General features: G+C 50.5%; 22 protein-coding genes. 6 read left to right on the top strand and 16 right to left on the bottom strand.

Going from position 1 to position 23,622, the window contains the following annotated elements:
- Positions 1-15: 15 nt before the first annotated feature.
- The 7 genes from SH451x_RS06770 to SH451x_RS06740 all read right to left on the bottom strand — a co-directional run bounded on the left by SH451x_RS06770 (position 16) and on the right by SH451x_RS06740 (position 8,468).
- A complete protein-coding gene (locus SH451x_RS06770; RefSeq protein WP_479361686.1) occupies positions 16-1,059 on the bottom strand; it encodes a tail fiber domain-containing protein in 1,044 nt (347 codons plus the stop codon).
- Positions 1,060-1,310: 251 nt separating this feature from the next.
- Positions 1,311-2,099 carry a hypothetical protein gene (locus tag SH451x_RS06765; RefSeq protein ID WP_479361685.1) on the bottom strand — a complete coding sequence of 263 codons (789 nt, stop codon included), beginning with the start codon at positions 2,097-2,099 and terminating at the stop codon, positions 1,311-1,313.
- Complete coding sequence (locus SH451x_RS06760; protein ID WP_479361684.1) at positions 2,096-3,028, bottom strand: ABC transporter ATP-binding protein; 933 nt, start codon at positions 3,026-3,028, stop codon at positions 2,096-2,098. The genes SH451x_RS06765 and SH451x_RS06760 overlap by 4 nt, the downstream gene beginning before the upstream one ends.
- A gap of 19 nt (positions 3,029-3,047) precedes the next feature.
- The gene (locus tag SH451x_RS06755; RefSeq protein ID WP_479361683.1) at positions 3,048-4,031 is read right to left on the bottom strand and encodes an ABC transporter permease subunit; all 984 of its coding nucleotides are present in this window, start codon (positions 4,029-4,031) and stop codon (positions 3,048-3,050) included.
- On the bottom strand, positions 4,018-5,022 hold the full coding sequence (locus SH451x_RS06750) for an ABC transporter ATP-binding protein (RefSeq protein ID WP_479361682.1): 1,005 nt from the start codon (positions 5,020-5,022) through the stop codon (positions 4,018-4,020). Before SH451x_RS06750 ends, SH451x_RS06755 begins: the two co-directional genes overlap by 14 nt.
- Before the next feature lie 229 nt (positions 5,023-5,251).
- Positions 5,252-6,634, bottom strand: coding sequence for an outer membrane protein assembly factor BamB family protein (locus SH451x_RS06745; protein WP_479361681.1), 1,383 nt, complete (start codon positions 6,632-6,634; stop codon positions 5,252-5,254).
- Between the two features lie 157 nt (positions 6,635-6,791).
- Positions 6,792-8,468, bottom strand: a complete 1,677-nt coding sequence (locus SH451x_RS06740) for a trypsin-like peptidase domain-containing protein (protein WP_479361680.1) — start codon at positions 8,466-8,468, stop codon at positions 6,792-6,794.
- 510 nt (positions 8,469-8,978) lie between these two features.
- Between SH451x_RS06740 and SH451x_RS06735 the strand changes: the two genes are divergently transcribed.
- Together SH451x_RS06735 and SH451x_RS06730 are read left to right on the top strand one after the other, a co-directional pair.
- Positions 8,979-9,944: an AAA family ATPase gene (locus tag SH451x_RS06735; protein ID WP_479362891.1), complete on the top strand. Its 966-nt coding sequence runs from the start codon at positions 8,979-8,981 to the stop codon at positions 9,942-9,944.
- Positions 9,945-9,947: 3 nt separating this feature from the next.
- Positions 9,948-11,261 (top strand): DUF58 domain-containing protein, encoded by a 1,314-nt coding sequence (locus SH451x_RS06730; RefSeq protein ID WP_479361679.1) that lies wholly within the window; start codon positions 9,948-9,950, stop codon positions 11,259-11,261.
- A 47-nt stretch (positions 11,262-11,308) separates the two neighbouring features.
- Here SH451x_RS06730 and SH451x_RS06725 read toward each other — a convergent pair whose 3' ends face one another.
- Positions 11,309-11,749, bottom strand: a complete 441-nt coding sequence (locus SH451x_RS06725) for a hypothetical protein (RefSeq protein WP_479361678.1) — start codon at positions 11,747-11,749, stop codon at positions 11,309-11,311.
- Between the two features lie 109 nt (positions 11,750-11,858).
- Here SH451x_RS06725 and SH451x_RS06720 point away from each other — a divergent pair, with 109 nt between their 5' ends.
- Both SH451x_RS06720 and SH451x_RS06715 read left to right on the top strand, forming a co-directional pair.
- Positions 11,859-12,584 (top strand): sugar-binding protein, encoded by a 726-nt coding sequence (locus SH451x_RS06720; RefSeq protein WP_479361677.1) that lies wholly within the window; start codon positions 11,859-11,861, stop codon positions 12,582-12,584.
- 61 nt (positions 12,585-12,645) lie between these two features.
- The gene (locus SH451x_RS06715) at positions 12,646-13,266 is read left to right on the top strand and encodes a 3-keto-disaccharide hydrolase (RefSeq protein WP_479361676.1); all 621 of its coding nucleotides are present in this window, start codon (positions 12,646-12,648) and stop codon (positions 13,264-13,266) included.
- Between the two features lie 47 nt (positions 13,267-13,313).
- Here the strand turns inward: SH451x_RS06715 and SH451x_RS06710 are convergent, their stop codons facing one another.
- On the bottom strand, positions 13,314-14,687 hold the full coding sequence (locus SH451x_RS06710; protein ID WP_479361675.1) for a glycoside hydrolase family 183 protein: 1,374 nt from the start codon (positions 14,685-14,687) through the stop codon (positions 13,314-13,316).
- A gap of 473 nt (positions 14,688-15,160) precedes the next feature.
- Positions 15,161-15,751 carry a hypothetical protein gene (locus SH451x_RS06705; protein ID WP_479361674.1) on the bottom strand — a complete coding sequence of 197 codons (591 nt, stop codon included), beginning with the start codon at positions 15,749-15,751 and terminating at the stop codon, positions 15,161-15,163.
- A 638-nt stretch (positions 15,752-16,389) separates the two neighbouring features.
- Here SH451x_RS06705 and SH451x_RS06700 point away from each other — a divergent pair.
- Positions 16,390-17,826 carry an IS4 family transposase gene (locus SH451x_RS06700; protein WP_479358038.1) on the top strand — a complete coding sequence of 479 codons (1,437 nt, stop codon included), beginning with the start codon at positions 16,390-16,392 and terminating at the stop codon, positions 17,824-17,826.
- On the opposite strand, the gene SH451x_RS06695 is transcribed toward SH451x_RS06700, so the two are convergent.
- Together SH451x_RS06695 and SH451x_RS06690 are read right to left on the bottom strand one after the other, a co-directional pair.
- The gene (locus SH451x_RS06695; protein ID WP_479361673.1) at positions 17,823-18,392 is read right to left on the bottom strand and encodes a transposase; all 570 of its coding nucleotides are present in this window, start codon (positions 18,390-18,392) and stop codon (positions 17,823-17,825) included. The two genes, SH451x_RS06700 and SH451x_RS06695, sit on opposite strands and share 4 nt — an antisense overlap.
- 328 nt (positions 18,393-18,720) lie before the next feature.
- The gene (locus tag SH451x_RS06690) at positions 18,721-19,662 is read right to left on the bottom strand and encodes a PEP-CTERM sorting domain-containing protein (RefSeq protein WP_479361672.1); all 942 of its coding nucleotides are present in this window, start codon (positions 19,660-19,662) and stop codon (positions 18,721-18,723) included.
- A gap of 542 nt (positions 19,663-20,204) precedes the next feature.
- Here SH451x_RS06690 and SH451x_RS06685 point away from each other — a divergent pair.
- Complete coding sequence (locus SH451x_RS06685; RefSeq protein WP_479361671.1) at positions 20,205-20,429, top strand: hypothetical protein; 225 nt, start codon at positions 20,205-20,207, stop codon at positions 20,427-20,429.
- Positions 20,430-20,726: 297 nt separating this feature from the next.
- Here the strand turns inward: SH451x_RS06685 and SH451x_RS06680 are convergent, their stop codons facing one another.
- The 4 genes from SH451x_RS06680 to SH451x_RS06665 form a co-directional block, all read right to left on the bottom strand.
- Positions 20,727-21,170, bottom strand: a complete 444-nt coding sequence (locus SH451x_RS06680) for a hypothetical protein (protein ID WP_479361670.1) — start codon at positions 21,168-21,170, stop codon at positions 20,727-20,729.
- A 62-nt stretch (positions 21,171-21,232) separates the two neighbouring features.
- Positions 21,233-21,451: a zinc ribbon domain-containing protein gene (locus SH451x_RS06675; protein WP_479362890.1), complete on the bottom strand. Its 219-nt coding sequence runs from the start codon at positions 21,449-21,451 to the stop codon at positions 21,233-21,235.
- Positions 21,452-21,799: 348 nt separating this feature from the next.
- Positions 21,800-22,141 carry a hypothetical protein gene (locus SH451x_RS06670; RefSeq protein WP_479361669.1) on the bottom strand — a complete coding sequence of 114 codons (342 nt, stop codon included), beginning with the start codon at positions 22,139-22,141 and terminating at the stop codon, positions 21,800-21,802.
- A gap of 581 nt (positions 22,142-22,722) precedes the next feature.
- A complete protein-coding gene (locus SH451x_RS06665) occupies positions 22,723-23,508 on the bottom strand; it encodes a hypothetical protein (protein WP_479361668.1) in 786 nt (261 codons plus the stop codon).
- Positions 23,509-23,622 lie beyond the last annotated feature (114 nt).

Genomic DNA, 23,622 nt, shown 5'->3' with positions numbered 1-23,622 from the left:
TTAGACTGCTCTTCATCATTGCTTGGTCGCTGCTTGACTGGTCAATGCCTCGAGCAGTTTGCTGTGCTTGGCAATCAGTTCAGCCTGCTCTTTCAGGACAGCTTGTTGTTCGGCAATAACATGCTCTTGCTCTTGGACTACTTTCGTCAAAACTGCGACGAAGTCCATGGGAGAAAGGTCGCGACGTTCATTGGTTGCGACTAGGTCGGGAACCTCTTCGGCAATAAAGCCAGCGTGCTGTTCATTCGGTTCGGCTCTATATTCATAGAGAACAGGTTGCAGCTTCGAAAGCGTTTCTTTCGCATCTTCGAGCGACAGTTCTTCAATGTTGTCCTTGAGTTTTCGACTGCTCGCGTTCGTCCAAACTCCACCAATAGTGCATCGCGCACCATTCTTCAAAACGAGTGGGCTGGTTGGGTTGTTAAGCCCAAGTCCGATGTTACCGTCCTTAATGACAATCGAACTAATATTCTTGTTGCTCGGAAAAATGATCATTGGAATAACTCCATTGACATTATCGCGAATCAAATAGCTGCTTCCAAGTGTGTGTGAAAAATCCGCTTTGGTAGTTGCCATCCGAATCGAAGTGCCGTGCGCAGGAGAGAAAGTCTCAAGATAAAGCTGCGTTTTGGTATTTGCGTTGACCGCGTGAATCGTCGCCGTGGCCGAAGGGTTGCCTGGATCGATCGTAACTTCACCTGGTTCAGTCGCGCTGAAAATCGTACCCACATGCAATTTTGCATCAGGAAAGCCTCCACCTCGTATGCTGACGCCCCCTTCATTGATTGATATGCTACCTGATTTAGCTGCCGCGGTGGTTACAATCACACCAGCGTTAATCGGACCATCCAGTTTCCATAGTACATTGTTGGCGGGCAACGACCACAAAAGGCTCCCCTGAGTATCACGGTAATTGAGCCTCGGCAGATTGCCTTGTACTGTGAGGACTTCTGTCTGAGCTGCAGCCCAACCAGAGAATAGGCCTGACGTGCAGATTGCGAGTGTGAGTACAAAATGGCAGCAAGCCTTGGATCTGCACGCTATTAAACCGGTAAACATACGACAGCCTCGACGCCAAAAACATTAAATCTGAAAAATCGACGAATATAGAGCATATGTCGCCAACCACATGCCAACAAGCTTTTTCGATTTAATTTGCTGTTTTCTGGACAACGCAACTCCTGTCCGTTGAATAAAAAACAGTGACAGAACGGAAGTCCAACATAGAGAACCGTCCGGTGCCACAAAACCGGCGGGCTCGCGTCCGACCGCTACAATTGCGTTGCGGAACTTATTTACAGGCCAATACCTCAGATGTCCGTTTCCGCGGCAGATGTAAACTCGCGATAACGAAGGAGGAATGCGGCTCCTGACAAGAAGAGCAGCGAAATCAAAAATAGCACCATGACATGGTAACTGGCAGGCGTATCACCAAAATAGATAGCCATCGGTTGATTCCCACCTCGCTCCGGAAAACTGATTCCAGCCCAATCCACCAGTAAGCATCGCAGGCGATATTGGATCGTCAGTAAATTGACAACGGCTGGCACTGACGAAAGAGCTACTTCAACAAAAATGGTGTACACAATTCCTAGCACCATGGCACGCTTGGGCACAACTACGCCAAGGAACAGGTAAAGCGCGGCGTAGGTCACACACGATAACACCACTAATTTGGCTTCAACGACAAAATTGAATAAGAACGAACTGCCCTGCAGGACGAACAAGCTGAGCCCTGATGAAACGATGCCTACGGGTATCGCCCAGCTTACTGCAACCAGGTATTTGCCTATCAACACTGCGAGTGGGCCGTAGGGACGAACAGACAAATAGGTCCAGCTGCGGCCTTCTAGTTCTGCAGCTACTGCCGGTGACGCGATTAAGAAAACGCTCATCATGCATGCAGCGCCGGGACATAAGACAAACACAACAACTGCGGATACGGCGTCAGGCGGACTCGTGACAGTCGACCATTTGACGACAAGCATCAGGATCGGAGGCAAAAAGCAAAGGACCAGCATCCAAGCCATGCGTGGAACCGTCATCGCACGGCGCCATTCGAATTCAAACACAGCGGGAACGCGTAAGAGCGTATTCAAGCGACACCTCGATGGATCTTCATGAGTGAATTGAATACATCCTGCAACGAATCATCAGACGAACGGAACTCATATATCATGAACCGCTCGCTCTTTACGGAATGAGCTAAGTATTCGTTGAGTTTTACTGAGTTTGAAGTTCGTACGCACAACTCGCTATTCTTCGTAAAACTCACAGTATCAACGAGTGCCTCCCGAATGAGTTCAGCTGCGAGCAATCGGTTGTTATCAGTCTTTAGAAAAATATCGGTCGGCATATTCCCAAGTAGAGGTGTTATATCATCCGTCGATCCAGAAGCTAACAACCGACCGCCGCTTAATAGAAGAAACGATCTAGTCAGACTTTCGATCTCATACAAAACGTGACTTGAAATAAGCAAATCTCGACCATCCGAAATCCATTGCTGCAAGAAAGTCGTCATGGAGTGCCGCGCAATAGGATCAAGACCACTGAACGGTTCGTCCAGAATCAAGAACTGGGGCTTGTGAGCAATGGCCTGAGCCAACCGCGTACGCTGTCGCATGCCTCGCGAAAAAGTTGAAATCTTGCGGTTCTGATGCTCGGCTAATTGGACACGCTCAAGTGCTTCAGTAGCCAGTCTCCCTGCTTCCGAGCGGGAGTACCCTTGAATTCGCGTGAGGTAAGTCACCCACTCAATCGCCGACACATCTGCATACATACCCTCTGTCCCAGGCAGGTATCCTATCTTTCGATACAAGTTCGGGTTTGCTCTAGGCGATTCTCCCAACACTTGCAGCTTACCGATCGTGGTCGTTAGCTGTCCGGTGATCAGATTCAGTAAAGTGGTCTTTCCAGCGCCATTGGGGCCTAACAAACCGTGCGCACCACTTGGAAGATCAAGAGTAATATCGTTGACCCCAATTACGGTTCCGTAAAGGCGCGTAACATTTTGCAGCTTGATTAACATTAGACTGAAAGTACTCCTCTCAAGCGCGCATAGGTGCTTGGACACGATTGAAGAGGACCGCGGTCGAGACGCCGCTTGCGACCACTAATGCGATGACGCTAGCCGCTAGCTTTGCGAACCCCACATCAAACCCGAAGATGTACGCTTGAACGACGCCTAGGATTTGGTACGGCGACACCAGGAATCGCATGCCGGGGTCTTGCAAATGCTGCAACGACTGGTTCGAAAAACTCATCGAAGCGTATAAAACGGAATACGTGATGTGACCGGCAATCCAAAGCGAGAACCATGCGAACGATGCATACCGACTTTCCAATGTCAACGAAGAAATCGCTAACGCAACGAGAGTTGTCGGAACAATCAAGGTTACGGCCGCGATGACGATGCGCACCGGCAAATCCCAAGTCTCAAAAATCTCACCGGTGTTGGGTGACAGCAATATCCCCATAACGTACAACAGCAGCGGAGGCAGCACGCTAATAATGGCAAGGAAGAAGCTGACTACGCCGAACTTCCCAATGATGTACTCAAAACGTGAAATGGGCCTAGAAAAATAGATCAAGTAAGCTCGCGTCCGTAAGTCCTGCGAGATTAAGGGTGGCGCTACAATTCCCACCAAAATAACCATCAACACTAACTGAGGCAGCCGTAGCAGACTCAAAAATAAAAACGACCAAATGTCGCGTCTAATCACAGACAGCTCTTGCGCATCGGGTGTATAAGACACGCTGCCCATTCGATCTTGCAACATCTGGCTTTGCGGCATTCTCTGGACAAACTGCATAACCCACAGAAATGATTCTTGATCGCGTGTCGATTGCTCGAAAAGCATAAAGGGAATCGCAAAAAACAGCAGCGGGATCGTTGAAACAGCAAGGAGTCGGCGCAGCCACTTAGACTGATACGCCCTGCGAACTCCTGTCGAACAAATCGTCGTCCAGCGTGTCAATCTGCTGACACGATTGCCCTCCCACGCGCGATAGCCTGTATCATGAATCGGCATGATTTGCTCCTTGCGTCGCGTTCTGGACTGCTTCGAGGAAGATTGTCTCCATAGAGTTCTTTGCAGGTGTCAAGGAACGGATGACAATCTGATTGGTGACAGCTATGTCCCAAATTTTTCGAATGCATCGCGCAGAATCATCAGCGACAATTACTCCCCCTAAAGCTCCGACCGACACATCAATCCCCTCCCCAATCAAACATTCTGCCAACTTCGCAGGGGAACCCAAAGTACGTACCATCAATGACGGGGATTGCGGCCGAGATAACTCGGCAAGCGTTTTTGCGACAGAAACGCGGCCCGCCGCCAAGATGACGACAAAATCACTCACGTGCTGAACATCAGGTAGGATATGAGTGCAAATTACGATGCTCTTCCCATGATTATCCGCCAGCGATCGAATACGATTGAGCATTGCATCACGCTCATCAGGATCAAGTCCTGACGTCGGCTCGTCCAGGATCAGAAGCGGTGGGTCATGCACGAGCGCTTGTGCAAACTTTAGCTTCTGACGCATGCCCGTAGAATAAGTCTCAACAGTACGGTAGCGTTCTTGCCCTGCTCCGCAAAAGTCTAAGATTTCGTGCGACCGACGAAGAGCTTCGATGGCGGGAATACAGTTCAGGCGAGCCGCGAACTGGACGCACTCAACGCCGCTGAGTGATGGTAGGTAACAATCATCTTCGGGCATATAACCGACTAGCTCGCGAATACGCGTATTTGTTCTGCCAATCGGTAGTTCAAGCAATGTACCTGAACCACTAGTTGCTCTCAGAAGTCCGAGCAAAATTTTTATCAGCGTACTTTTACCTGCACCGTTGGGGCCGAGCAACCCAGTAACTCCCTGCGGAATATCAACGGAGATATCGTGAAGCGCCTTGTAACCCGAATACGATTTCGAGATCGCTCGAAGTGAAATTACAGGACTATTCTGGAGACCAGATTTGCTAAATCGCTCGTGTGCTTGAATCGCGTTCAAAGCGTTGCTCAATGAGAATTCTTAACTAGGTTTCGTAGATGCACGTTGCGTCTCTTCAGATTCGTTCCAGGTCAACTAATCTTGGAACGACGACGTGTAACTTGTTTCGCTTTAATGCGATGCTACAACTCAGATCGGACGAACCACTATTCTGCTTAGATTCCGCTTGTCGGCTAGTCCGTGCCCGACATTTCAAACAAAGGTTTCGGCAATTGTGGTTTGATGCACTCGAAATGCAACGCTAATCGACTGCGGCATTGTCGTCGCTTACATCAGAAGCCGTAGAATTGCTCGATTCGCTAATGCAATATAGTTTGGAAGCGGTTCGAATTAACAGATTCCCTTGAGCGATCGCAGGCGTTGACAAACACAACTCGTCCAGCATATTCGTGCCACTAATCGCAAAATTGGAACCGGTCTCCACGACATAAGTTAGACCATCTTCATTCAAGCAAAAGATCTTTCCGTTGTAAGCCCACGGCGAGGCTGTGAACGTACCACTGGGACGGAATCGTGTCTTTCCGTAGACCTCTTCACCTGTCTTGGCATTATGGCACGTCATAAAGCCGAGATCATAAAGCGTGTACAGATAGTCTCCAAGGACAATTTGAGACGTATTGTAAGGCGCAGATTTAGGTTGATGCCATGCGACAAACTGATTCTTCGAGAAGTCGCCATTGCCAGTAATATCTCCTGAGGCTCCAGGCTTCATCGCAATCGTGGGGCGATTCGCATCGACGACGTAGCCTGACGCTATGTAACAAAATCCGTGAGCAGCGAAAGGCGACGGAATAACCAAATTGGACATCTTTCCATTCAGTTCCCACAAGACCTCGCCAGACAACGTATAAGAACGAATCTTCTTCTGACCAGGAACCACAATCTCCGTTCGCTCAGTATTCTTCCAGACGAACGGAGTGGACCACGAATGCGTTTCATCGCGATCCGTCTGCCACCGCCTTTCGCCCGTCGCGCAGTCGAATGCCGCCAGCCACGATGCTTCTAAATTGTCATACACTACAAAAACTTGATCGTCATGAACCACGGGAGAAGCAGCGGCACCGTAGTCCCAGAATGTCTTCTTGGACTCGATCTCCTGAGACCACAACAGATTGCCGTCAAAATCACAACAGTAGAGCCCCACGTCTCCGAACAAAACAAACAGTCGCTCGCCATCGGTCGTAGGCGTTTCCGAAGCGTAAGAACTCTTCGGATGTCGCGGCACTGGTGCTGGTCCAGATTTAGCCTCATATGACCAAAGCTGCTTTCCGGTTGCCAAATCAAGGCAGTAAATCATCCAGTGATGTATGCCCGCTGCCGGCGCTCGTACGCCTTCACCAAGATAAAGCCCCTTCTGCGGCTTTTGGCCATCCGCCTCACTTACTACCGAAGTGACGAATACTCGATCCTTACAAACAATTGGCGAAGACCATCCGTTGCCAGGCAGGTCGACGACCCATTTGACGTTCTTTTCTGGCCCCCACGTCAATGGCAACCGCGGGTCATCGTCAACCACACCTGTTGCGTCATCACCGCGAAAACGCGTCCAATTCTCCTGCGCTACGGCTTGGTTAAGCGACGCCAATACTGCTAGTATCCAACACGTACCCGCCAAGTACTTCATTTCTCAGTCCGCCTTGCCTAACTGTTGATCGGAGCCTGCCTGGTCCGAATTATATCAAATCTGACGTGCACAAGTTGCCACGAAAGATTTAGCTCCCAGCCGACGAACTAAAATTGTCCAACCACCACGCCGCGGTGGACTTGCGATTTTTCACCAGTTACTTGCCGGAAACAAATCGCTGATCGACGTCACATAAGGCTTTCAGAGGCACGTCAATAACTTTTCCATCGTCGATTTTCTTCAGCTTAACTTTTCCACTTTTGGCATCGTACGAGACCAAACTCGCGTTCACCGTGAACTTGCCGTCACGGGACATCCAGATTCGTCCAGCATCCGCCTCGGGTGCAAAAGCAGCCGCGAACGACGAGTCAGAAGAACTTCGCGATTCACCTGTTAAGCCATCTGTCGAACCCGATGCGCCACTACTTGCAACCGCACTCGAGGCACTCGGTGCCACTTTGGCCGCTCGCTGAATCTTTTCAATAGGAACAGAAGCCAGTAGCGTTACATTGATGCTCGATCCGCTGCGAGGCACGACCTGATTGCCCGCCACAAACACCGGCATCGGCGGGATTTCCGAACCTGGGAACAGCCCTGTTGTCGCATCTAGCTTCAGTAAGTAAGGCCGATCTTCATATTCGATGACTACGAGAAATTCATTTGCGACGTCGATCACTTGCACGTTGGACATAAATCCAACGCTACCTGCCTTGCGAGTATCAAGTGGCGGCCCAAAGCCTAACGCGAATTTGGCAACGACTTCATTCGTAGCACCTTGCGATTGCAGCTTGCCCAGTTCAATCAACTCATTGGCGCGAGTCTCACGCGCTCGCATATATCTCTGCCGCACTTCTTCGGTTCTAAATACAAACGAAGTAAAAGATCGCCCTGAACTGCGATCGGTATAGCGGACCAAGCCCGCATCACCTTCAATCGCACCGTTGATGGGAGCCTTGTTGTATTGAACGCGCGTCTCACGCTGCTTCTTAACTTCCGTACGAGTCGACTTCATTAGCGATTCGAGGTCACGACGTGTCGCATCGACGTATTGTTGAACGGCGCTGCTTGGAATCTCGAGTTCATCATCTTGCTGAGCATCGGGCATCTCGGACTTAGCTGCCCCGGCCGAGAGCGGAACGAGCGGCAAAGATTTCGCTGTGCGAATCGCCTGGTTAATGTCAATACAAGAAATCCCAAAGTTCATGTTCTGAGCTTTGTTGGCAATCATGAAAGTATTCATCGCCACAACTTCGCCAGCGCGATTCACCAATGGTCCACCACTGTTGCCAGGCGAAATGGATGCGTCGAACTGCAACCACTGACCTTCGTGATCGTTCCGACCGCCATTCACTTCTGCTGCCGAACGAACACCACTCACAATACCGTTTGAAACTGAAAAATTGAAACCGATCGGGCAACCAAGCGCCATCACGGATTCACCCTTCCGCGGAAGGGTCTGGGCGACTGGCAGCGACGTCAGATTTTGCCCTTCAATCTTCCCGATCACCAAATCCCTTTTTGGATCCATCAGGTATGTTCCAAGAATCTTAAACTTGCGGCCATCGTTGAAGATAGCGGTGCCTTCAGACGCACCAGCCATCACATGAAAGTTTGTGCAGAACGTGCCATTGCCGTCGACTACGAAACCACTGCCAAGCCCATCAGGAATGTCGATACGAACGACTGCCTTTTCACATCGTTCGATCAGATCCGCTAGCTCTTCACCATTCGTCGCATTTGCCAGGCATAGCACTAGAGCGACTGAGGCGAACCGAAACAGTCGGCCTGGGAGATCAAAAGAAAGACGCGCTGATATCTTGTTATCGTTTCGCATTCAGATCGCCTAACTCGTGAATGGTTGTTGATGCTGAGGAGTCCAAAATGGCTCGTACTCCGCCTCATACTTGAGGCCCAGCCAAGCCCAGCTGAAACTCGTCGTCCCCAGTCAGCAAGTATAATAGAGCCGGGAAAGGCAAAACAACTGGTTCGACTTGACTTTTGCAAAAAAGTCAACTTTCTCCAACGGAGCCGCTCGTATGTTCAGCGGCCAGGCGCAGACTCCCCAGCTTAACGCTCAGCGCTTCCGGCATAGGTCGCGGCGTAAGGAGTGTTGCCCAACTGCTTCACCCGGGCGTTTATTTGTAAATCGTAGAGCAAACCCGAAGGGTGTCCGCTCGGAAAATGGGCAAGCGTTTTTGATTAGGCCGATAATTCAAGCGCCATGGAACGTCCTGTGGCGTTGCATGTTGGTGCCTCGTTGTTCATCATGGTTAATCCGCTTATGGCGGTAGCCCTGTCGACAAAATCCGGAAACGTGAACAATGGTATCAGCATCGAGGCTCGAATGTCCGCGATCGTAAACGATGTTTCAAAACGAATTATTGCCAATGTTGAAAAAGCAATTGTCGGTAAACGCCGCCAAACAATCCTCGCATTGATCGCTTGGTTCTCCGAAGGTCACGTATTGCTGGAAGATGTGCCAGGTGTTGCTAAGACAATGCTGGCCCGCGCACTTGCTCGCAGCGTCGGCTGTAGTTTCAAACGCGTGCAATGTACACCCGATTTGCTACCAACCGATATTACAGGCGCTTCAATCTTCGACCCAAAACAAGTGGAATTCGTATTTCGGCCCGGGCCAGTCTTTTCAAACATTTTGCTTGCCGACGAAATCAATCGTGCGACTCCTCGAACACAATCAGCGTTTCTTGAGGCGATGGCTGAAGGCCGCGTCACGGTCGACGGGACCTCCCACACGCTCGCGAAACCGTTCTTGGTCATCGCAACTCAAAACCCAATCGACCATGAAGGTACTTTTCCTCTTCCGGAAGCACAACTCGACCGCTTTATCATGCGATTCTCATTGGGCTACCCAAGTTATGACGAAGAGCTGAAGATGCTCGAAGTATTGCAGCGCGGTGATCCGACTTCTTTCCTAGAGCCAGTGGTAAGCGCCCAAGAGCTCGTTGAATGCCAGACTGCGATTCGTTCGATTCATGTGGATCCGAAAGTAGCGCGGTACATTTTGGACATTATTCACGCAACGCGTAAGCACGAAGACCTTGCACTGGGAGGGGGGCCACGCGCTTCGATTGCTCTCTATCGTACTGCCCAGGCAATGGCTGCAATTCGTGGACATGATTTCGTTCAGCCCGATGATGTAAAACGCGTAGTTGCTCCCGTGCTTGGGCACCGGCTAATCCTTCGGCCTGAAAGTCGTTTGCGGAAGATGACTGCTGACAAGATCGTCGAGGACATCGTCGCCGAAATCGCAGTCCCCTTGCTTGAAGCCGCTACCTCAGGTGGAAGATAGCCCATGCAGATTGTTGCACTGATCGCTGCAATCCTGCTGGTGGGACTTCTGACGGGTGCCAACTTTTTTGCGTTTGGTGCTTGCATCCTCTTGCTCGTCTTCCAGCTTGCCAGGTTCTTTACGCAGCGCTGGACGGGGAACCTAACAGCTCGAAGATCAGTGAGTGCTCACGACATCGAGGCGGGAGAAACCTTCAACGTCGCTGTCGAGATCCATAATCAAGGCCGTTGGTACGTGCCTTGGACCATCGTCGAAGACATCTTGCCCCGCCGCGATATCTTTCTACCGCCAAAATCGCTGCAGTTGCACGGAAAGGCAGCCAAGCTCGAATCGATGGGGCGTGACCGCCGGACATTTATCAACTACAAGCTTGAGGCCAAGCGACGCGGCTACTTTCAAATAGGTCCTACCGTCTGCGAAACAGGTGACCTCCTCGGACTCCATCGACAGTATCGTATTTTACAATCACCGGAGTACGTTCTGGTTAGGCCAAAGATCGAGCCGATTTCCAGCTATCAGATCGCTTCAAGGAGGCCGGTCGGAGAAATCCGTGTCGCTTACAGAAGTGTCGAAGATCCAACTCTACTGGTCGGCATTCGAGAATACCAAAGCGGCGATCCAATCAATCGCGTGCACTGGGCAGCTACCGCAAGAACGGGGAAACTGCATACGAAGATCTTTCAGCCGACGACAGTGGCAGGAGCGATGCTGATACTTGATATGCACGCCGATAGCAATCCTGATCGACATGAGCCGATGCGCACGGATCTCGCCGCAACGTTGGCCGCGAGCATTGCAAACTATCTTTATCTTCAAAACCAGCAGTTTGGTTTAATTAGCAACGGTCGCGATGCAGCCGATCGCATCGCGTTTGAATCAGAACATAGCGTTGCATCTGAGGATCGCGAGTCGCTGCTGGAGGGCACTGAGATGCTTGCGAAGTCCGATCGCTTGCGTCCGATCGTGATTCCAGCCGATCGCGGCCCTGAGCATTTTGACGAGCTTCATCGGTTGTTAGGTCGGCTGGAACGGACCGACGGGCTGATGTTGCCCGACATGCTCAACGAGGTCCGCAGTCGATTGCCACGCGATACAAGCCTCATCTTTATTGTCCAAGCGGTCGACGAATCTGCGGCGATTGCCATGGGAATGCTAGTCCAATCCGGCTTCGCAGTCTCCGCCATCGTCAATGAACCTGACGATGTCCAAGCGTCCGAAACCGCTGGCATGCTGATCGCCCAGCGCGTTTCGACGCATATTCTGAGCGATCCACAACAATTGCAAGACGTCTGTCGATCTGCCGTGCGATTGAGATAGCCGCTCTTGCTCAGCAACGTGTACTGACCTCGATCGTAAACGTTTGTCTATTTGCCGCAACTCTCGAGCGAGTTGGTCGAGTCGCCAAGAGCCTTGTACTTTTTTGCGTAACGCTTTGAAAGTTTGACAACTTTGCTGCAACGCATGTCTATGACGCAGCGCTCGCCGCCGGTTTGACGCGTCAGAATAAAAGGCAAACAAATCGCTTTTACTTTTAGCGGCACTCCACTTGAATCCCGTTCCTGAACTTGGACAGAAGGCTGGGAAGGGAACGAACACGATCCGTACAACCACGCAGGATATTCCTGCGTGCAGCTGATGACCGCCAGCCAATCGCCAATTCCGATATCTTCAGGGGCAACTGTCGCGGCCAGTAACGTTGGGGCTTTCTGTTTTACCGTCGCTGGATTCATACTACGAGGGACAATCCGGACCAGTAGAGGTTCAGCGTCAGAATCTAAGGATGCAGAAAATTGCAGAAGCTTCACCTTTTACTGATCTACCCGTGATTGCTTTTCATCTTGTCACCCCTGACAATAGTTGACTTCGGCACAGTGCCGGAAAGCTCTTCAGTTTCTCGATTCTGGTAGGTTTAATATGAAGTTTCAATTTTCGCAGCAGCGTTTCCTCCGTCTTCTCGCAATCGTCGCGATGGGTTTAGCTCCCGCAACCCTGGTCCAGGCGGAAGATGAAAAGTCCGAAGGGGCAAGCACCGCCGAGGCTAAACACGACGTAGAGCCTGTTGCAATTCACGGTACGCCAAAGGTTGATGGCGAGATTGACGAAGCGTGGGAACACGCAGTTGAATTCGATGTCAGTAAACCTGCGACTAGCGAAACAACGATCGCTAAGGACAAGATGGCAACAGCCAAAGTAAAACTGATGTGGGACGCCGAGCATTTGTATGCTCTATTCCAAGTTAAAGATCCAAAGCTTTCCGATTCTTCCTTCGAAGATCACCAACAAGACTCCATTGAGTTTTTCGTCGACGAGTTGAACGAGAAAGCCGGTTCGTATCAGGACGACGATGCTCAGTATCGCGTATCCTACAAGGGCAAAGTATCTGGCGGCGAATCGACCAAGACTGAGAACCTAACGGCTGTTACCAAAACGACAGACGATGGCTACCTTGTCGAATTGTCGGTAAAACTCACTCATTTGAAACCTGAAGCTGGAAAAAAGGTCGGCATCGAGCTACAAGTGAATGATGATTCAGGTTCCGGAAGTCGCGGTGCAGTCGCAAAATGGCACCATGACGAAAACGATTCTTACTTGAGCACTTCGGATTTCGGCACCGTGACGCTGAAAGAAAAAGCAGAGTAGTCACTTGATACGTTAAGATCCTACCTCGCGTCGTCCAATCACTTAATCAAACAACGTAGCTATGAAAAAGTTTGCTCTCTTATTCTTTGTCTTCATGTTGTCGCCAGCAATCGCGCAGGAGCCAAACCGTTTCGATGCGGCTTGGCAACAGCTCTTTAACGGTAAAGACTTGACTGGCTGGACAGAAGTTGGAAAAGAAAAGTGGGTTGTTGAGGACGGCGCGATTTATGGTGAAGGCGTTACTCCCGAGTATGGCTATCTGGCCACGGAGAAAACTTACCGCAATTTCCATCTGTCTTTGCGTTTCAAATGCGAAGCAGATGGCAATAGCGGAGTCTACTTGCATACGACTTTTGAGCCAGGCACAGCGACGGTAACTGCCGGTCGCCAGATCGAAATCGACCGCACGATCGGTCACCATACTGGCGGCATCTATGGCGATGACAAAGCCTGGATTGCTTGGCCAGCGCCTCATCTTGAAACAGTTATCAAGCCGCATGATTGGAACGACATGCTGATTCGCGTAGAAGGCAAACGCTACGTTGTAGTGCTGAACGGTGTCCAAATTCTCGACTTTACGTATCCTTCGCCCGAATCCGAAGAAGGCGTCATTGCGCTGCAGCTCCACTCCGGCGGAGAAGGGCGGATGCGATTCAAAGACATCTGGATCCGCGAACTCTAATGATTCGTCGAGCGGCGTTTTGATGTAAAGTCTGCTCGGTTGACGATTTACTCGGTCGACTTTTGGGCGATGTCGTCCAAATCCAGGCGATAGAGGATTTGGTTGTAGTCGTAACGCGGAGTTGCTTGCGTAGCTGAAGAGAATGTCTTGGTATAGGTCGCTTCGAAAAGGATGAAGTCGGCGTCTGCATCGTTCATTTCTGGATGCAAGTGCGGGTTGTAGAAGGTGTAGTCGGCATGCGTCACTACCTTGACAGCGTCATGCCATGGCCCGGTCGGCGCGTCTGCTTCGGCATACCAAAGTTCTCCGAATGCAGATGGCTTTCCATACCGTTCGCAAAAAACTGAAATCCATTTTCCGCGGTACGCATTCCAAGCGATTGCGCCGCGATGCGGTTCGATTTGAAGGCCATCGCGTGTGGGCACTTTTGATTGCGGCTGCAATTTTTGCCATGCTTCTGGATTCGACCAAGCTTCATAGGTCGCTTCACATTTAAGAGATGGGAACGGGTCACCAAAAAGAGCCCATCGCTTTCCCTCTTCATCGACAATATTCACATGTCCTGTGGGAAACAGTTCAGGTTCTGGAAAGCCCGAACGTTCGTGCCACAATTCAACGGTCTTTTCGAACGTTTGCGTCTGTTCATTCCAAACGCACAACCCTAATTCATAAACAGCAAGTGGCGGAGATATTTTTGCATAGCTTGCCACAAGGATATGGTTGCCGTGCTGATCTGGCAGACTAACAAATCCACCTAACCACGTTGGTCCTTCTCCTTCAATGGGAGCAATAACTCGCGGATTCTGATGCTCGTCGTCGAAATAGTCGAATTTCAATTGTATGGGAGGCACAAACGACTGCAGCGGTTGACGCGCAGTCGTTGCACCAATCATATGATACAGCCCCAGCGGATACTTCGCGATCGCCGTGTCGCCCCAGCTCCAGAACAACCGCTCGTTATGCATTGCTGTTTGGACGCTATCGCAGCCCATAATCTTTGCATCTTGCCATTCCAAGTACTCGCCCAGTTTTTGACTCTCGGCGAATAGCCCAGTCCCAGTAAGCCGACCAAGACGTTTCGCAGCAAGTTGGCGATCCACCTGCACTGTCAGTGCCTCGCCTGGCTTGGGCACGAGGACCACACCTGCGTTGCCGAAGCCATCTTTTTCGACTCCGTACCCGTGCCCTTCGATTGTAAAAAAGGTCTCTCGCTCCATAAGTTCCGGCAGATCGAAAGCGATAACACCCGCATTGTCTGAAACAAAGGAAACGTTATGCGTTGTTCGCAACTCCACCATCGGAACCGGCCAGCCATTGGCAGCGTCAAGGACAGTGATTTTGCAAGGTTCGATGCACCAAGCACGCCCGGAAATAGCGAGCAACAATACTGCAGTTAAGGCACAATGAGCTTTGATCTGCATTGCCATTATCCAGCAATCTTAAAAAGGGCAAAGAAGGCAACCATTTTGGGACAACTGCCAAAGCTATAGCGATTCGCCTTGAAGTTGTTGTTGCCAGTATCGGCCTCTAGAGACCAAATTCAACCTAAACTCCACTCAATACTTGGTATTTACCGGAACTAAGTTTCAACAGAGCGACTTTTGATTTACCAGAACAAGCGGCATGACAACGAAGTAAGTTGACATTTTTACGTAAACTCAGCCTGCCATCATTCTTCTGCCATATATCTTCCGCTGCATCTCGAGCTACGAAGTAGCGGTATTTTCTAGCCTGGGGTGGAGCTGAGGGACGAAGCGGAACCCCAGGTTGCCAGTCGCCTCTAATCATGAGCTGCGAAGCTGCGCCATTCATTGATGCAAATTAAAAAGCGCGTCCAATCGAGTTCGTTCTGATTCGCGTTTAACCTCCTGCGTTACTGATTCGTAAACGCAAACTAACCGCCCGCAAAGCAACTGGCGGCGGCTCTTTGGCCGCGAACCCATGCACGACCACTTCTTTCGGCTTCGTTACGCATACTCGCTGGACGTCCAGCACTCTTGCCAAAGTACTTTTTAAAATTCCACACCAGATCGCACCACATCGATGACTCAATACCAAGCCGCTGCAAGATAGGCTTGAGCCCATCAGGAACCGAACCTCGCTTATCGAGCCGCCCTTGACGCCCAGTCCAGTCAAGCAGCGATAAGTAATCCGACAGCGACATCGGCAAGAAGCCTTTGTTACTCGCCCTCACTCCAGACTTGTTTGCATAGATTCCCGACGTCTTACGTTCATCGACAGTAAAGACCGCCAACCATGCATCACGCAGAATACGCCCCCCATTCTTTTTCCTCCCCTCGCCCCGTTTCGGGGAGAGGGGGCGGGGGTGAGGGGCATCCTCAAGCGCATCGCCTTGCACACGTATCACTGCCAGATCTGCTGCCGCCGAATCGATCTGTTCACCCTTCAAAGCCTGGATGCGATCATACGCCGACGTATGCACCGATTCCCAGGGTCGCGCAGCGCACCCTGGGAATCGGTGCATACGTCACGTGCGAACCCCAACGGGGTTCAACACGGCGACATGTTCAACCCCCTCGGGGTTGGCGCGGTGGTGTTGCGTCTTGACCCGGGGTGCGCTGCGCGACCCCGGGCTTAATTGTTCAACCCCTTCGGGATTGATGCGCCGGTTGCATGCGAACACCAATGAGGTTCAATATTTGCGAACCCCAACGGGGTTCAATATCAGAGCCCAGGGTCGCGCAGCGCACCCTGGGAATCGGGGCATGCGTCACGTGCGAACCCCAACGGGGTTCAACACTGCGACATGTTCAACCCCTTCGGGGTTGGTGCGATGGTGTTGCGTCTTGAACCGGGGTGCGCTGCGCGACCCCGGGCTTTGTTGTTAGACCCCTTCGGGGTTGATGCGCCGGTTGCGTGCGAACACCAATGAGGTTCAATATTTGCGAACCCCTGAAAACAAAAGGTGCGAAAACAAGAGGTGCCACCCACGAATGGCACTGTTGAAATTCCATCGGCGCAGAAGTCGTCTAGTGGCAGATCGAAATTTTCTGTAAAATCTCGATCGTCATTGCGAGTGATCTAGTCATAATCCCTTGCTTTGGCGTATTTTCTAAGAACCTTCTTTGGTGAGCTGCAACTACAACCAAGGAAGGTTTTTCTATGCGCACTATATCGCATCGACCTGTCTATCGCAGCTTCAGTTTTGCCGATGCACTGCAACCATTCTTGCTGCAGGATGGACTCCCGTTCTCGCAAGTACTCGCTCCCGAGCGGATCGCTACCGTGTTCCAAAAACACGGAAGCTTGTTTGGCGGTATCTATACCACCGCCATTACGCTGTGGGCTTTCATCGGGCAAGTCTTACGCGATGGGAAAGAAGCGGCCTGCCAAGCTGCCGTGGCGAACGTGGTCGCCTACTGCCAGCTTACTGGGAAACCGGCTCCCACCCACGATACCGGCGACTACTGCGTCGCACGTGCAAAGCTCTCCGAGCATGCACTGCGTGAGCTGAGCTGCGAAGTTGCAGCTGATGCACAAAGCGACGCAGATTCCGCTTGGCTTTGGCAAGGCCGCAACGTTTTTTTGATCGATGGCTTTACCTTCATGATGGCCGACACGCCTGAGAACCAAGCAGAGTATCCTCAGCATACCGCACAGAAGCCAGGTGTTGGCTTTCCTATCGCTCGCGTGCTAAGCATCCTCTCTTTAGCAACGGGATGTTTGGTAGATGCCGCAGTCGGTCCTTTTGCGGGCAAAGGCACTGGCGAAACGGCTTTACTAAGGAAGCTCTTGGATGTTTTCAAGCCAGGAGATGTCGTGGTTGCCGATCGCTACTTCTGCAACTACTGGCTGATCGCTATGCTCATGCAGCGAGGTGTGCATGTTTGCTTCCGCAAGCATCAGAAACGGCCTACGGACTTTCGCAAAGGAAAGCGATTGGGATGGGACGATCACTTGGTCAGTTGGGTACGACCGGCCCGACCATCGTGGATGTCGGCTGAGCAATACGCAAGCATGCCCGAGAGGATTGAGCTTCGAGAACTACGTTACGTGATAAGTGCACCGGGGCGCAAGCAAAGTTCGATTATTGTCATTTCGACGTTTGTGCAAGATCAAGGCGAGGAAGGCGTGAGCTTTGAAGAGATCGCCGAGTTATATTCCTTTCGTTGGAATGCCGAGTTGGATATCAGAAGTATCAAGACGTTTTTGAACTTGAATCATCTCCGCTGTAAAACCCCCGCGATGGTTCGTCGAGAATTCTGGACGACCATGCTGGCATACAATCTAATTCGCGTCGTGATAGCGGGAGCGGCAGCGCTGCATGAGCGTCGACCGCGAGAAATCAGTTTTACGACGGCATGTCAATATGTGCTTGTTGGTTGGCTCAACGCGATGCTAAACTTGAGCGAAGCCGAGAGGCTGTCATACAGCGTGAGATTGCTGGCGCAAATAGCAGCTTGTCGCATCGCCAATCGCCCGGATCGTTTGGAGCCGCGCGTCGTCAAGAAACGCCGGGACAGTTATCGCTTGATGATGGAGCCGCGACCGACCCTCCAGGCTAGACTACTAAAAGGCGATAACCTCTTCGAAACTTAACAGTTACGTACGCAACAGTGACATTCGTGCCACCCACCCATTGCGATAGGAAAGCCAACACCTGGCTTCTGTGCGGTATGCTGAGGATACTCTGCTTGGTTCTCAGGCGTGTCGGCCATCATGAAGGTAAAGCCATCGATCAAAAAAACGTTGCGGCCTTGCCAAAGCCAAGCGGAATCTGCGTCGCTTTGTGCATCAGCTGCAACTTCGCAGCTCAGCTCACGCAGTGCATGCTCGGAGAGCTTTGCACGTGCGACGCAGTAGTCGCCGGTATCGTGGGTGGGAGCCGGTTTCCCAGTAAGCTGGCAGTAGGCGACCACGTTCGCCACGGCAGCTTGGCAGGCCGCTTCTTTCCCATCGCGTAAGACTTGCCCGATGAAAGCCCACAGCGTAATGGCGGTGGTATAGATACCGCCAAACAAGCTTCCGTGTTTTTGGAACACGGTAGCGATCCGCTCGGGAGCGAGTACTTGCGAGAACGGGAGTCCATCCTGCAGCAAGAATGGTTGCAGTGCATCGGCAAAACTGAAGCTGCGATAGACAGGTCGATGCGATATAGTGCGCATAGAAAAACCTTCCTTGGTTGTAGTTGCAGCTCACCAAAGAAGGTTCTTAGAAAATACGCCAAAGCAAGGGATTATGACTAGATCACTCGCAATGACGATCGAGATTTTACAGAAAATTTCGATCTGCCACTAGACGACTTCTGCGCCGATGGAATTTCAACAGTGCCATTCGTGGGTGGCACCTTTTGTCGCACCTTTTGTCGCACCTTTTGTCCACGTTTTGTCCATTGAATCGTTCGATTGATTCGTAGCAAGACTCTATATCACGTGAGAACACGCTAGAAAATGGTAAATCCTGTACGAACGAAATTGCATATTCGTTCTCAATTCAGCTTTGGTGATTTCGTTTCGTTCGATGTCTTAAGAACATGGCTCCGAATGCGCAACCAAGGAGCACTGCAGATGACGGCTCGGGAACCGAACTAGTCGGGTAGACTGTTCCCGACGCGGAAGTTACCGACCAACTAGCGGTGGGAACCAAATTATTAAATTCATCGAATAAGTCAATTCGCTGCAGGACTGCAGTAGCCGAGAAATCAGAACTTCCGGCAAGATTCGAGCCATCTGGCACCTGAGTCAGATCTACGTCGAAAGAGGAAAGTGCCAATACGGTGATCTCCTGCGCAAACGATCCGTTGATCGCGTGCAATCCGGTCCCATATTGAGTAAAAAATGCCCCGGTGTATCCCGCTGGTGTATTAAAACGTTCGATAACACCATCAGGGAATTGTGCAGCTAGGGTAAAATTGCTGTTTGTACCTGACAAATTGCCGGATATACCAAACACGTAACGAGATTTGTAACCCGACTTTAACTCCCCATTAAATTGCAAGATGTCCTTGAATTGAGCCCGACCAAAAGTAGTTAAGTCACTGGGGGATCCGTCTGGGTTGAACGCGCCGTTCACATCGAATATCGAAACATTCGACGGATTGAAGTAGGTGTTACTCACCGATCCTTGTCCCGACACCTTAAGTCGACCAAAATCTGCCGACGCAGAACCATATCCACTATATGACATAGTTTGATCCACTTCACTGGAGTCCACGCCCGTAAAATCCATGCTTCCACTCGCAGAGACAAAACTGCCGACAGAGCTGCTATCAGATGCAAAGCCGACAATTGCGAGACTTGGTGCGGATTTAGCGCCGATGATTACGCTCGAATTCAAACTCGGCGCCGTCTGGCCGATGGCGTTAGAACAAAGAGATAGAATGATCGTCCCAAAAATCGTTGGACAAAATATTTGCCAAAAAAAACTTCGCAACATGATTGACCTCTAGTAGATATGTTTGCAAGGCAATTTATCCATACAAACCTTTGAGATGATATAAATCGTAACGCTTTTTTATAGATGTATGGTTGGCCAAAGTCAACAAAATCTTGGAGTGAGATACGTGGAAAGGGACACAGAGAAATATTGACAGCTGGTTCAACACGTGAAGAGGGGTCAGCGACGAATGGCACGAGGTTAAGACGTAAGCATTCCTTGGGTTTCGTTACGCTTCACCGTAACCGTAAACCAGAGCCATTTTCGCTCGGTGGTTGCGTCGCTGGTGGTCGGGTGGTAGGCGCGAAGATGCTTCGGTCGGGGACGGTAGGCTAGCCGCTACTTAGTAATCGCCTACGGGCGCGTTGTACTCGCTTGCGGTCGGCGGCCTGACGCCGCTCGTCCTGGCGATAAGTGCGAATTGCTTCAGGATGTGACTGCTTCCAATTGTGGGGGAGAAGCATGGGGACACAGCATATTACTGGCAGGTGGGTCAGATTCGCTAAACTTTGCAGGTCGTACTTGTATTGAGGAGGTGGAATGTGGCTCGGTTAGCTCGTGTCGAAAACTTTGCGCCCGATGAAATCGCTATCGTTCATGTCATGAATCGGACGGTTCGACGTTGCTTCTTGATAGGAATCGATCCGCTTACCGGGAAGAATTTCGATCACCGTAAAGCTTGGATGGAAATCGAACTCAAGCACCTCGCCGCCCACTTCGGATCGACCTTCTTTGCTATGCGATTCTCTCCAATCACTTTCATCTAGTGCTCAGATCGCGCCCCGATGTCGTGGCTGCTTGGGACGACACTTAAGTCGCTGGGCACTGGCTCTTGCTATGCCCTAAACGCAAGGATGCTGACAAGCGACCCGAAGAACCAAACGAATTTGAACTGAACGCAATCCGTAACGATCCAGCGAAACTCAAAGAGATCCGCTCTCGGTTAAGCGATGTTTCTTGGTGGATGCGATTGCTTAGCCAAAAGATTGCATAGAGAGCCAATCATGACGATGAAGAAGTCGGCAAGTTCTGGTGGTTGAAGCATGGTGCTACAACAGGCAGTCTCAGATTTGTTTGACGCGCCTAATTACAGACTCACGATCAGAAACCAAAAATATACTTCCACTGGAATGCATTGCGAATCCATAAGCCATAATCGCCGAGCCAGCAACAAAGCCTCGAATGCTCAGCGTTAGAAGAAAACCAACACCAATCAGGATGACAACGATTCCAGCAATCTGACTTGATCGCTTCATACGGTAGGCATCTAACAAAAGAGATCGCCGGATCGTAATCCTGGTGAGTAGATCGTCAACCTCTTGTTGGGACATACCAATCCCTAAACAATGAGCGTCAAACTTGGATGGATGCACGCGATCCAGAATAAGCTTGCGGATCTGATGCTTCTCGCTCACCGTAAGTTCACGCCCCAATCCGGAAGCGTTAGATACTTCGCTGCTTGATGATTCGGAAGAGAACGATGGTGGCTTATAAGGATCAATGTTCATGAGAGTCTTGTGTTAAAATTGTATCAATCACCTAGCCGAAGTGGTAACCATTGAATTTATCGTCAAAAAAACCTGTGTCCACAACGCGGGCAGATGCGTGACGATCTTGACAATTGACGATTGCATTTCGGACAACCATGAACATTTTGTTCTTCGAATTCCTTTTCAGCGATGTTACGTTTGCTGTTGCTCCAGATTATCGCGTAGATGATGGCAAAAGGCCAACCACAAGTAAAGAACACGAGACCGGTGACGCACCAAACGATTGCGCCAGTAAACATTTTTGATAAAGTCTTCCGCGGTCGTCGTTCGTCGTCGCCGGTTTCGGAGGTAGGTGGCGTATAGGGGGTGCTCATTTTATTATCCAATGGGAGGGACGCGGTAAAGTAAACGACCTCTCAGTATTGCCGATTGCTTTCGCTGATTGCTCACTTGAATCTTTGGCCTAGAGGCTTTTTTCAAGTCTCAGTTCCAACGCCAAGTTAGCAAACCCGGTCTTCAAGCTCTCGGAGGAGAGTGCTGAGAGTCGAGTTTCCAGCCAATCGGGCATCGGATTCGGTTATTGATCTCAGCGAAATCTTCTGGAGTCGCAGAATGCTGAACACACCCAAGCCGGTACCGCAATTCACTTAACAAATGAACAGTTTAGCGTTCTCCAAGCAAGAAGCACGGGGACATAGCAAAATGTTGACGGCGGGGGTAAATTTGCTAAATTTGGCAGGTCGTACTTGATTTTGAGAAGGTGGGATATGGCTCGATTGGCTCGTATCGAAATCTTTGCGCCTGATGAAATTGCTATCGTTCATGTCATGAATCGGACTGTTCGGCGTTGCTTCTTGTTGGGAATCGATCCACTCATCCGGAAGAATTTCGATCACCGTAAGGCTTGGATGGAATCCGAACTCAAGCACCTCGCCGCGCACTTTGGAATCGACCTTCTTTGCTATGCGATTCTCTCCAATCACTTTCATCTAGTGCTCCGATCGCGCCCCGATGTTGTTAGCGCAATAGGTGGCACCTTTTGTTTCCTTTTGTTTCCCTTTTGTCTTTTGTCATTCTAAAGAGTAGATGATGGCAGCTAGTGGCTTTTTATGGCAGCTACGCTCCCACGGGGCCAATAACAAGTGTCACTCTCGTGAGAGTTCGAGTTCACAGACAGAACTGGGCGAGAAACACAAGAAGAAAAAGGAAACCCGCCGCCAAGTACCCAGCGGCATCACCTCGAAAACGCGCTGGATCAAATATCTCTACAAATTCATTCTTCTCCACCAATCTCAAGTCTATCATACTCCCAATAGACAACTCTTTTTTCTCGTAAGGCAACTGCGACACAAACTGACGCAACTCGCCATCATTTCTGAATTCTATCCTTGGAAAGTAGGTCCACCCTGCCTCTGAATCTACTGCCTCGAGGGCAATTACTTTGCCCTGAAGCGGTTTCCCATGGATGTACCGACAGTACCGTATGTATTTCACCAATCCCATATGCATACTGAGAATTGATAAAATGATGGAAAAATAGCCGAACAAAATCATATTTGTATCAAACAACTTAAGGAAAGGCTGCGTCCGTGGCGAAGGTATTTAAGAGCGGACTACCGCCGCGATATCGGAGGCAGACACGATCTGCAAGATATAGCCAAACCGGTGCGAGATAAGCTATTATTTCGGCTAGTCTCTGCTGATCCTCGGGAGATAGCTGAATGATAAAGCGGCTCTCAATTGCGTGGGAAATTTCACGAAGGCGTCCTACGACCATCAGACGCTCGTAAACCGTGAGATTGCCGAGCATTATCGAAGCTTGAACATCTTTCCATTCCGCGAGGTACGGTGAGCTTATACTAGAAAGTTTCTCGCTGACCGCCGCATGATCGGCAAACATAGACTTATAAGCATGGTGACACAACTCGATGAACCCACCGCGACACAAGCAATACAAGCACAATTCGAGGTTGGACAAATCGCGCCGCCCGATTCCAAAAAACTCCGAACTAAATGCAATTGAGGCAAATCGACTTCCTTGCTCGCATTGAAATCCATTTTCTACTGATAACAGGAATCGTGCATCCAGCTTGGCAGACGCTTGCTCAAGACGTCTGCGAAATTCAACGTCATCTAATAGCCATGCTAACAAATGCAGTTCGGACGGTTTAAACTGTGCGATATCCCTATCAATGAACCAATTCAACGCCACATACGCACCCAGGAGATTGCTACTCGATGCATCTCCGCTTGCGCCAGAACAAAGAGCAGGAAATCCACTCAAAAACAACGTTGCTGTTGTACAGATCGTCACGCGGCGATTTGCAGCAATTTTCAGTTTCGATTCTTCCGGCATTTCGGGGTTCATCTCCTTAGACATCGTACAAAAAATAACTTCCGGCGCCAGACCGTTATTTACTCCGCCGCCTCGGCTTAGAGAAACCGCCGATTATCGATTACGAGCAATCAA

The sequence above is a fragment of the Njordella aestuarii genome (assembly GCF_056494165.1).
This window is presented reverse-complemented; position numbering and strand designations above follow the sequence as displayed.

Excerpts from the sequence above, each read along its gene's own strand:
- SH451x_RS06735 (WP_479362891.1), top strand. The coding sequence starts at position 8,979 with ATGTCCGCGATCGTAAACGATGTTTCAAAACGAATTATTGCCAATGTT.
- SH451x_RS06700 (WP_479358038.1), top strand. The coding sequence starts at position 16,390 with ATGCGCACTATATCGCATCGACCTGTCTATCGCAGCTTCAGTTTTGCC.
- SH451x_RS06670 (WP_479361669.1), bottom strand. The coding sequence starts at position 22,141 with ATGAAAGTGATTGGAGAGAATCGCATAGCAAAGAAGGTCGATTCCAAA.
- SH451x_RS06720 (WP_479361677.1), top strand. The coding sequence starts at position 11,859 with ATGAAGTTTCAATTTTCGCAGCAGCGTTTCCTCCGTCTTCTCGCAATC.
- SH451x_RS06745 (WP_479361681.1), bottom strand. The coding sequence starts at position 6,634 with ATGAAGTACTTGGCGGGTACGTGTTGGATACTAGCAGTATTGGCGTCG.
- SH451x_RS06740 (WP_479361680.1), bottom strand. The coding sequence starts at position 8,468 with ATGCGAAACGATAACAAGATATCAGCGCGTCTTTCTTTTGATCTCCCA.
- SH451x_RS06690 (WP_479361672.1), bottom strand. The coding sequence starts at position 19,662 with ATGTTGCGAAGTTTTTTTTGGCAAATATTTTGTCCAACGATTTTTGGG.
- SH451x_RS06710 (WP_479361675.1), bottom strand. The coding sequence starts at position 14,687 with ATGCAGATCAAAGCTCATTGTGCCTTAACTGCAGTATTGTTGCTCGCT.
- SH451x_RS06770 (WP_479361686.1), bottom strand. The coding sequence starts at position 1,059 with ATGTTTACCGGTTTAATAGCGTGCAGATCCAAGGCTTGCTGCCATTTT.
- SH451x_RS06695 (WP_479361673.1), bottom strand. The coding sequence starts at position 18,392 with ATGCGCACTATATCGCATCGACCTGTCTATCGCAGCTTCAGTTTTGCC.
- SH451x_RS06755 (WP_479361683.1), bottom strand. The coding sequence starts at position 4,031 with ATGCCGATTCATGATACAGGCTATCGCGCGTGGGAGGGCAATCGTGTC.
- SH451x_RS06680 (WP_479361670.1), bottom strand. The coding sequence starts at position 21,170 with ATGAACATTGATCCTTATAAGCCACCATCGTTCTCTTCCGAATCATCA.
- SH451x_RS06665 (WP_479361668.1), bottom strand. The coding sequence starts at position 23,508 with ATGCCGGAAGAATCGAAACTGAAAATTGCTGCAAATCGCCGCGTGACG.
- SH451x_RS06730 (WP_479361679.1), top strand. The coding sequence starts at position 9,948 with ATGCAGATTGTTGCACTGATCGCTGCAATCCTGCTGGTGGGACTTCTG.
- SH451x_RS06760 (WP_479361684.1), bottom strand. The coding sequence starts at position 3,028 with ATGTTAATCAAGCTGCAAAATGTTACGCGCCTTTACGGAACCGTAATT.
- SH451x_RS06715 (WP_479361676.1), top strand. The coding sequence starts at position 12,646 with ATGAAAAAGTTTGCTCTCTTATTCTTTGTCTTCATGTTGTCGCCAGCA.
- SH451x_RS06675 (WP_479362890.1), bottom strand. The coding sequence starts at position 21,451 with ATGTTTACTGGCGCAATCGTTTGGTGCGTCACCGGTCTCGTGTTCTTT.
- SH451x_RS06705 (WP_479361674.1), bottom strand. The coding sequence starts at position 15,751 with ATGCACCGATTCCCAGGGTGCGCTGCGCGACCCTGGGAATCGGTGCAT.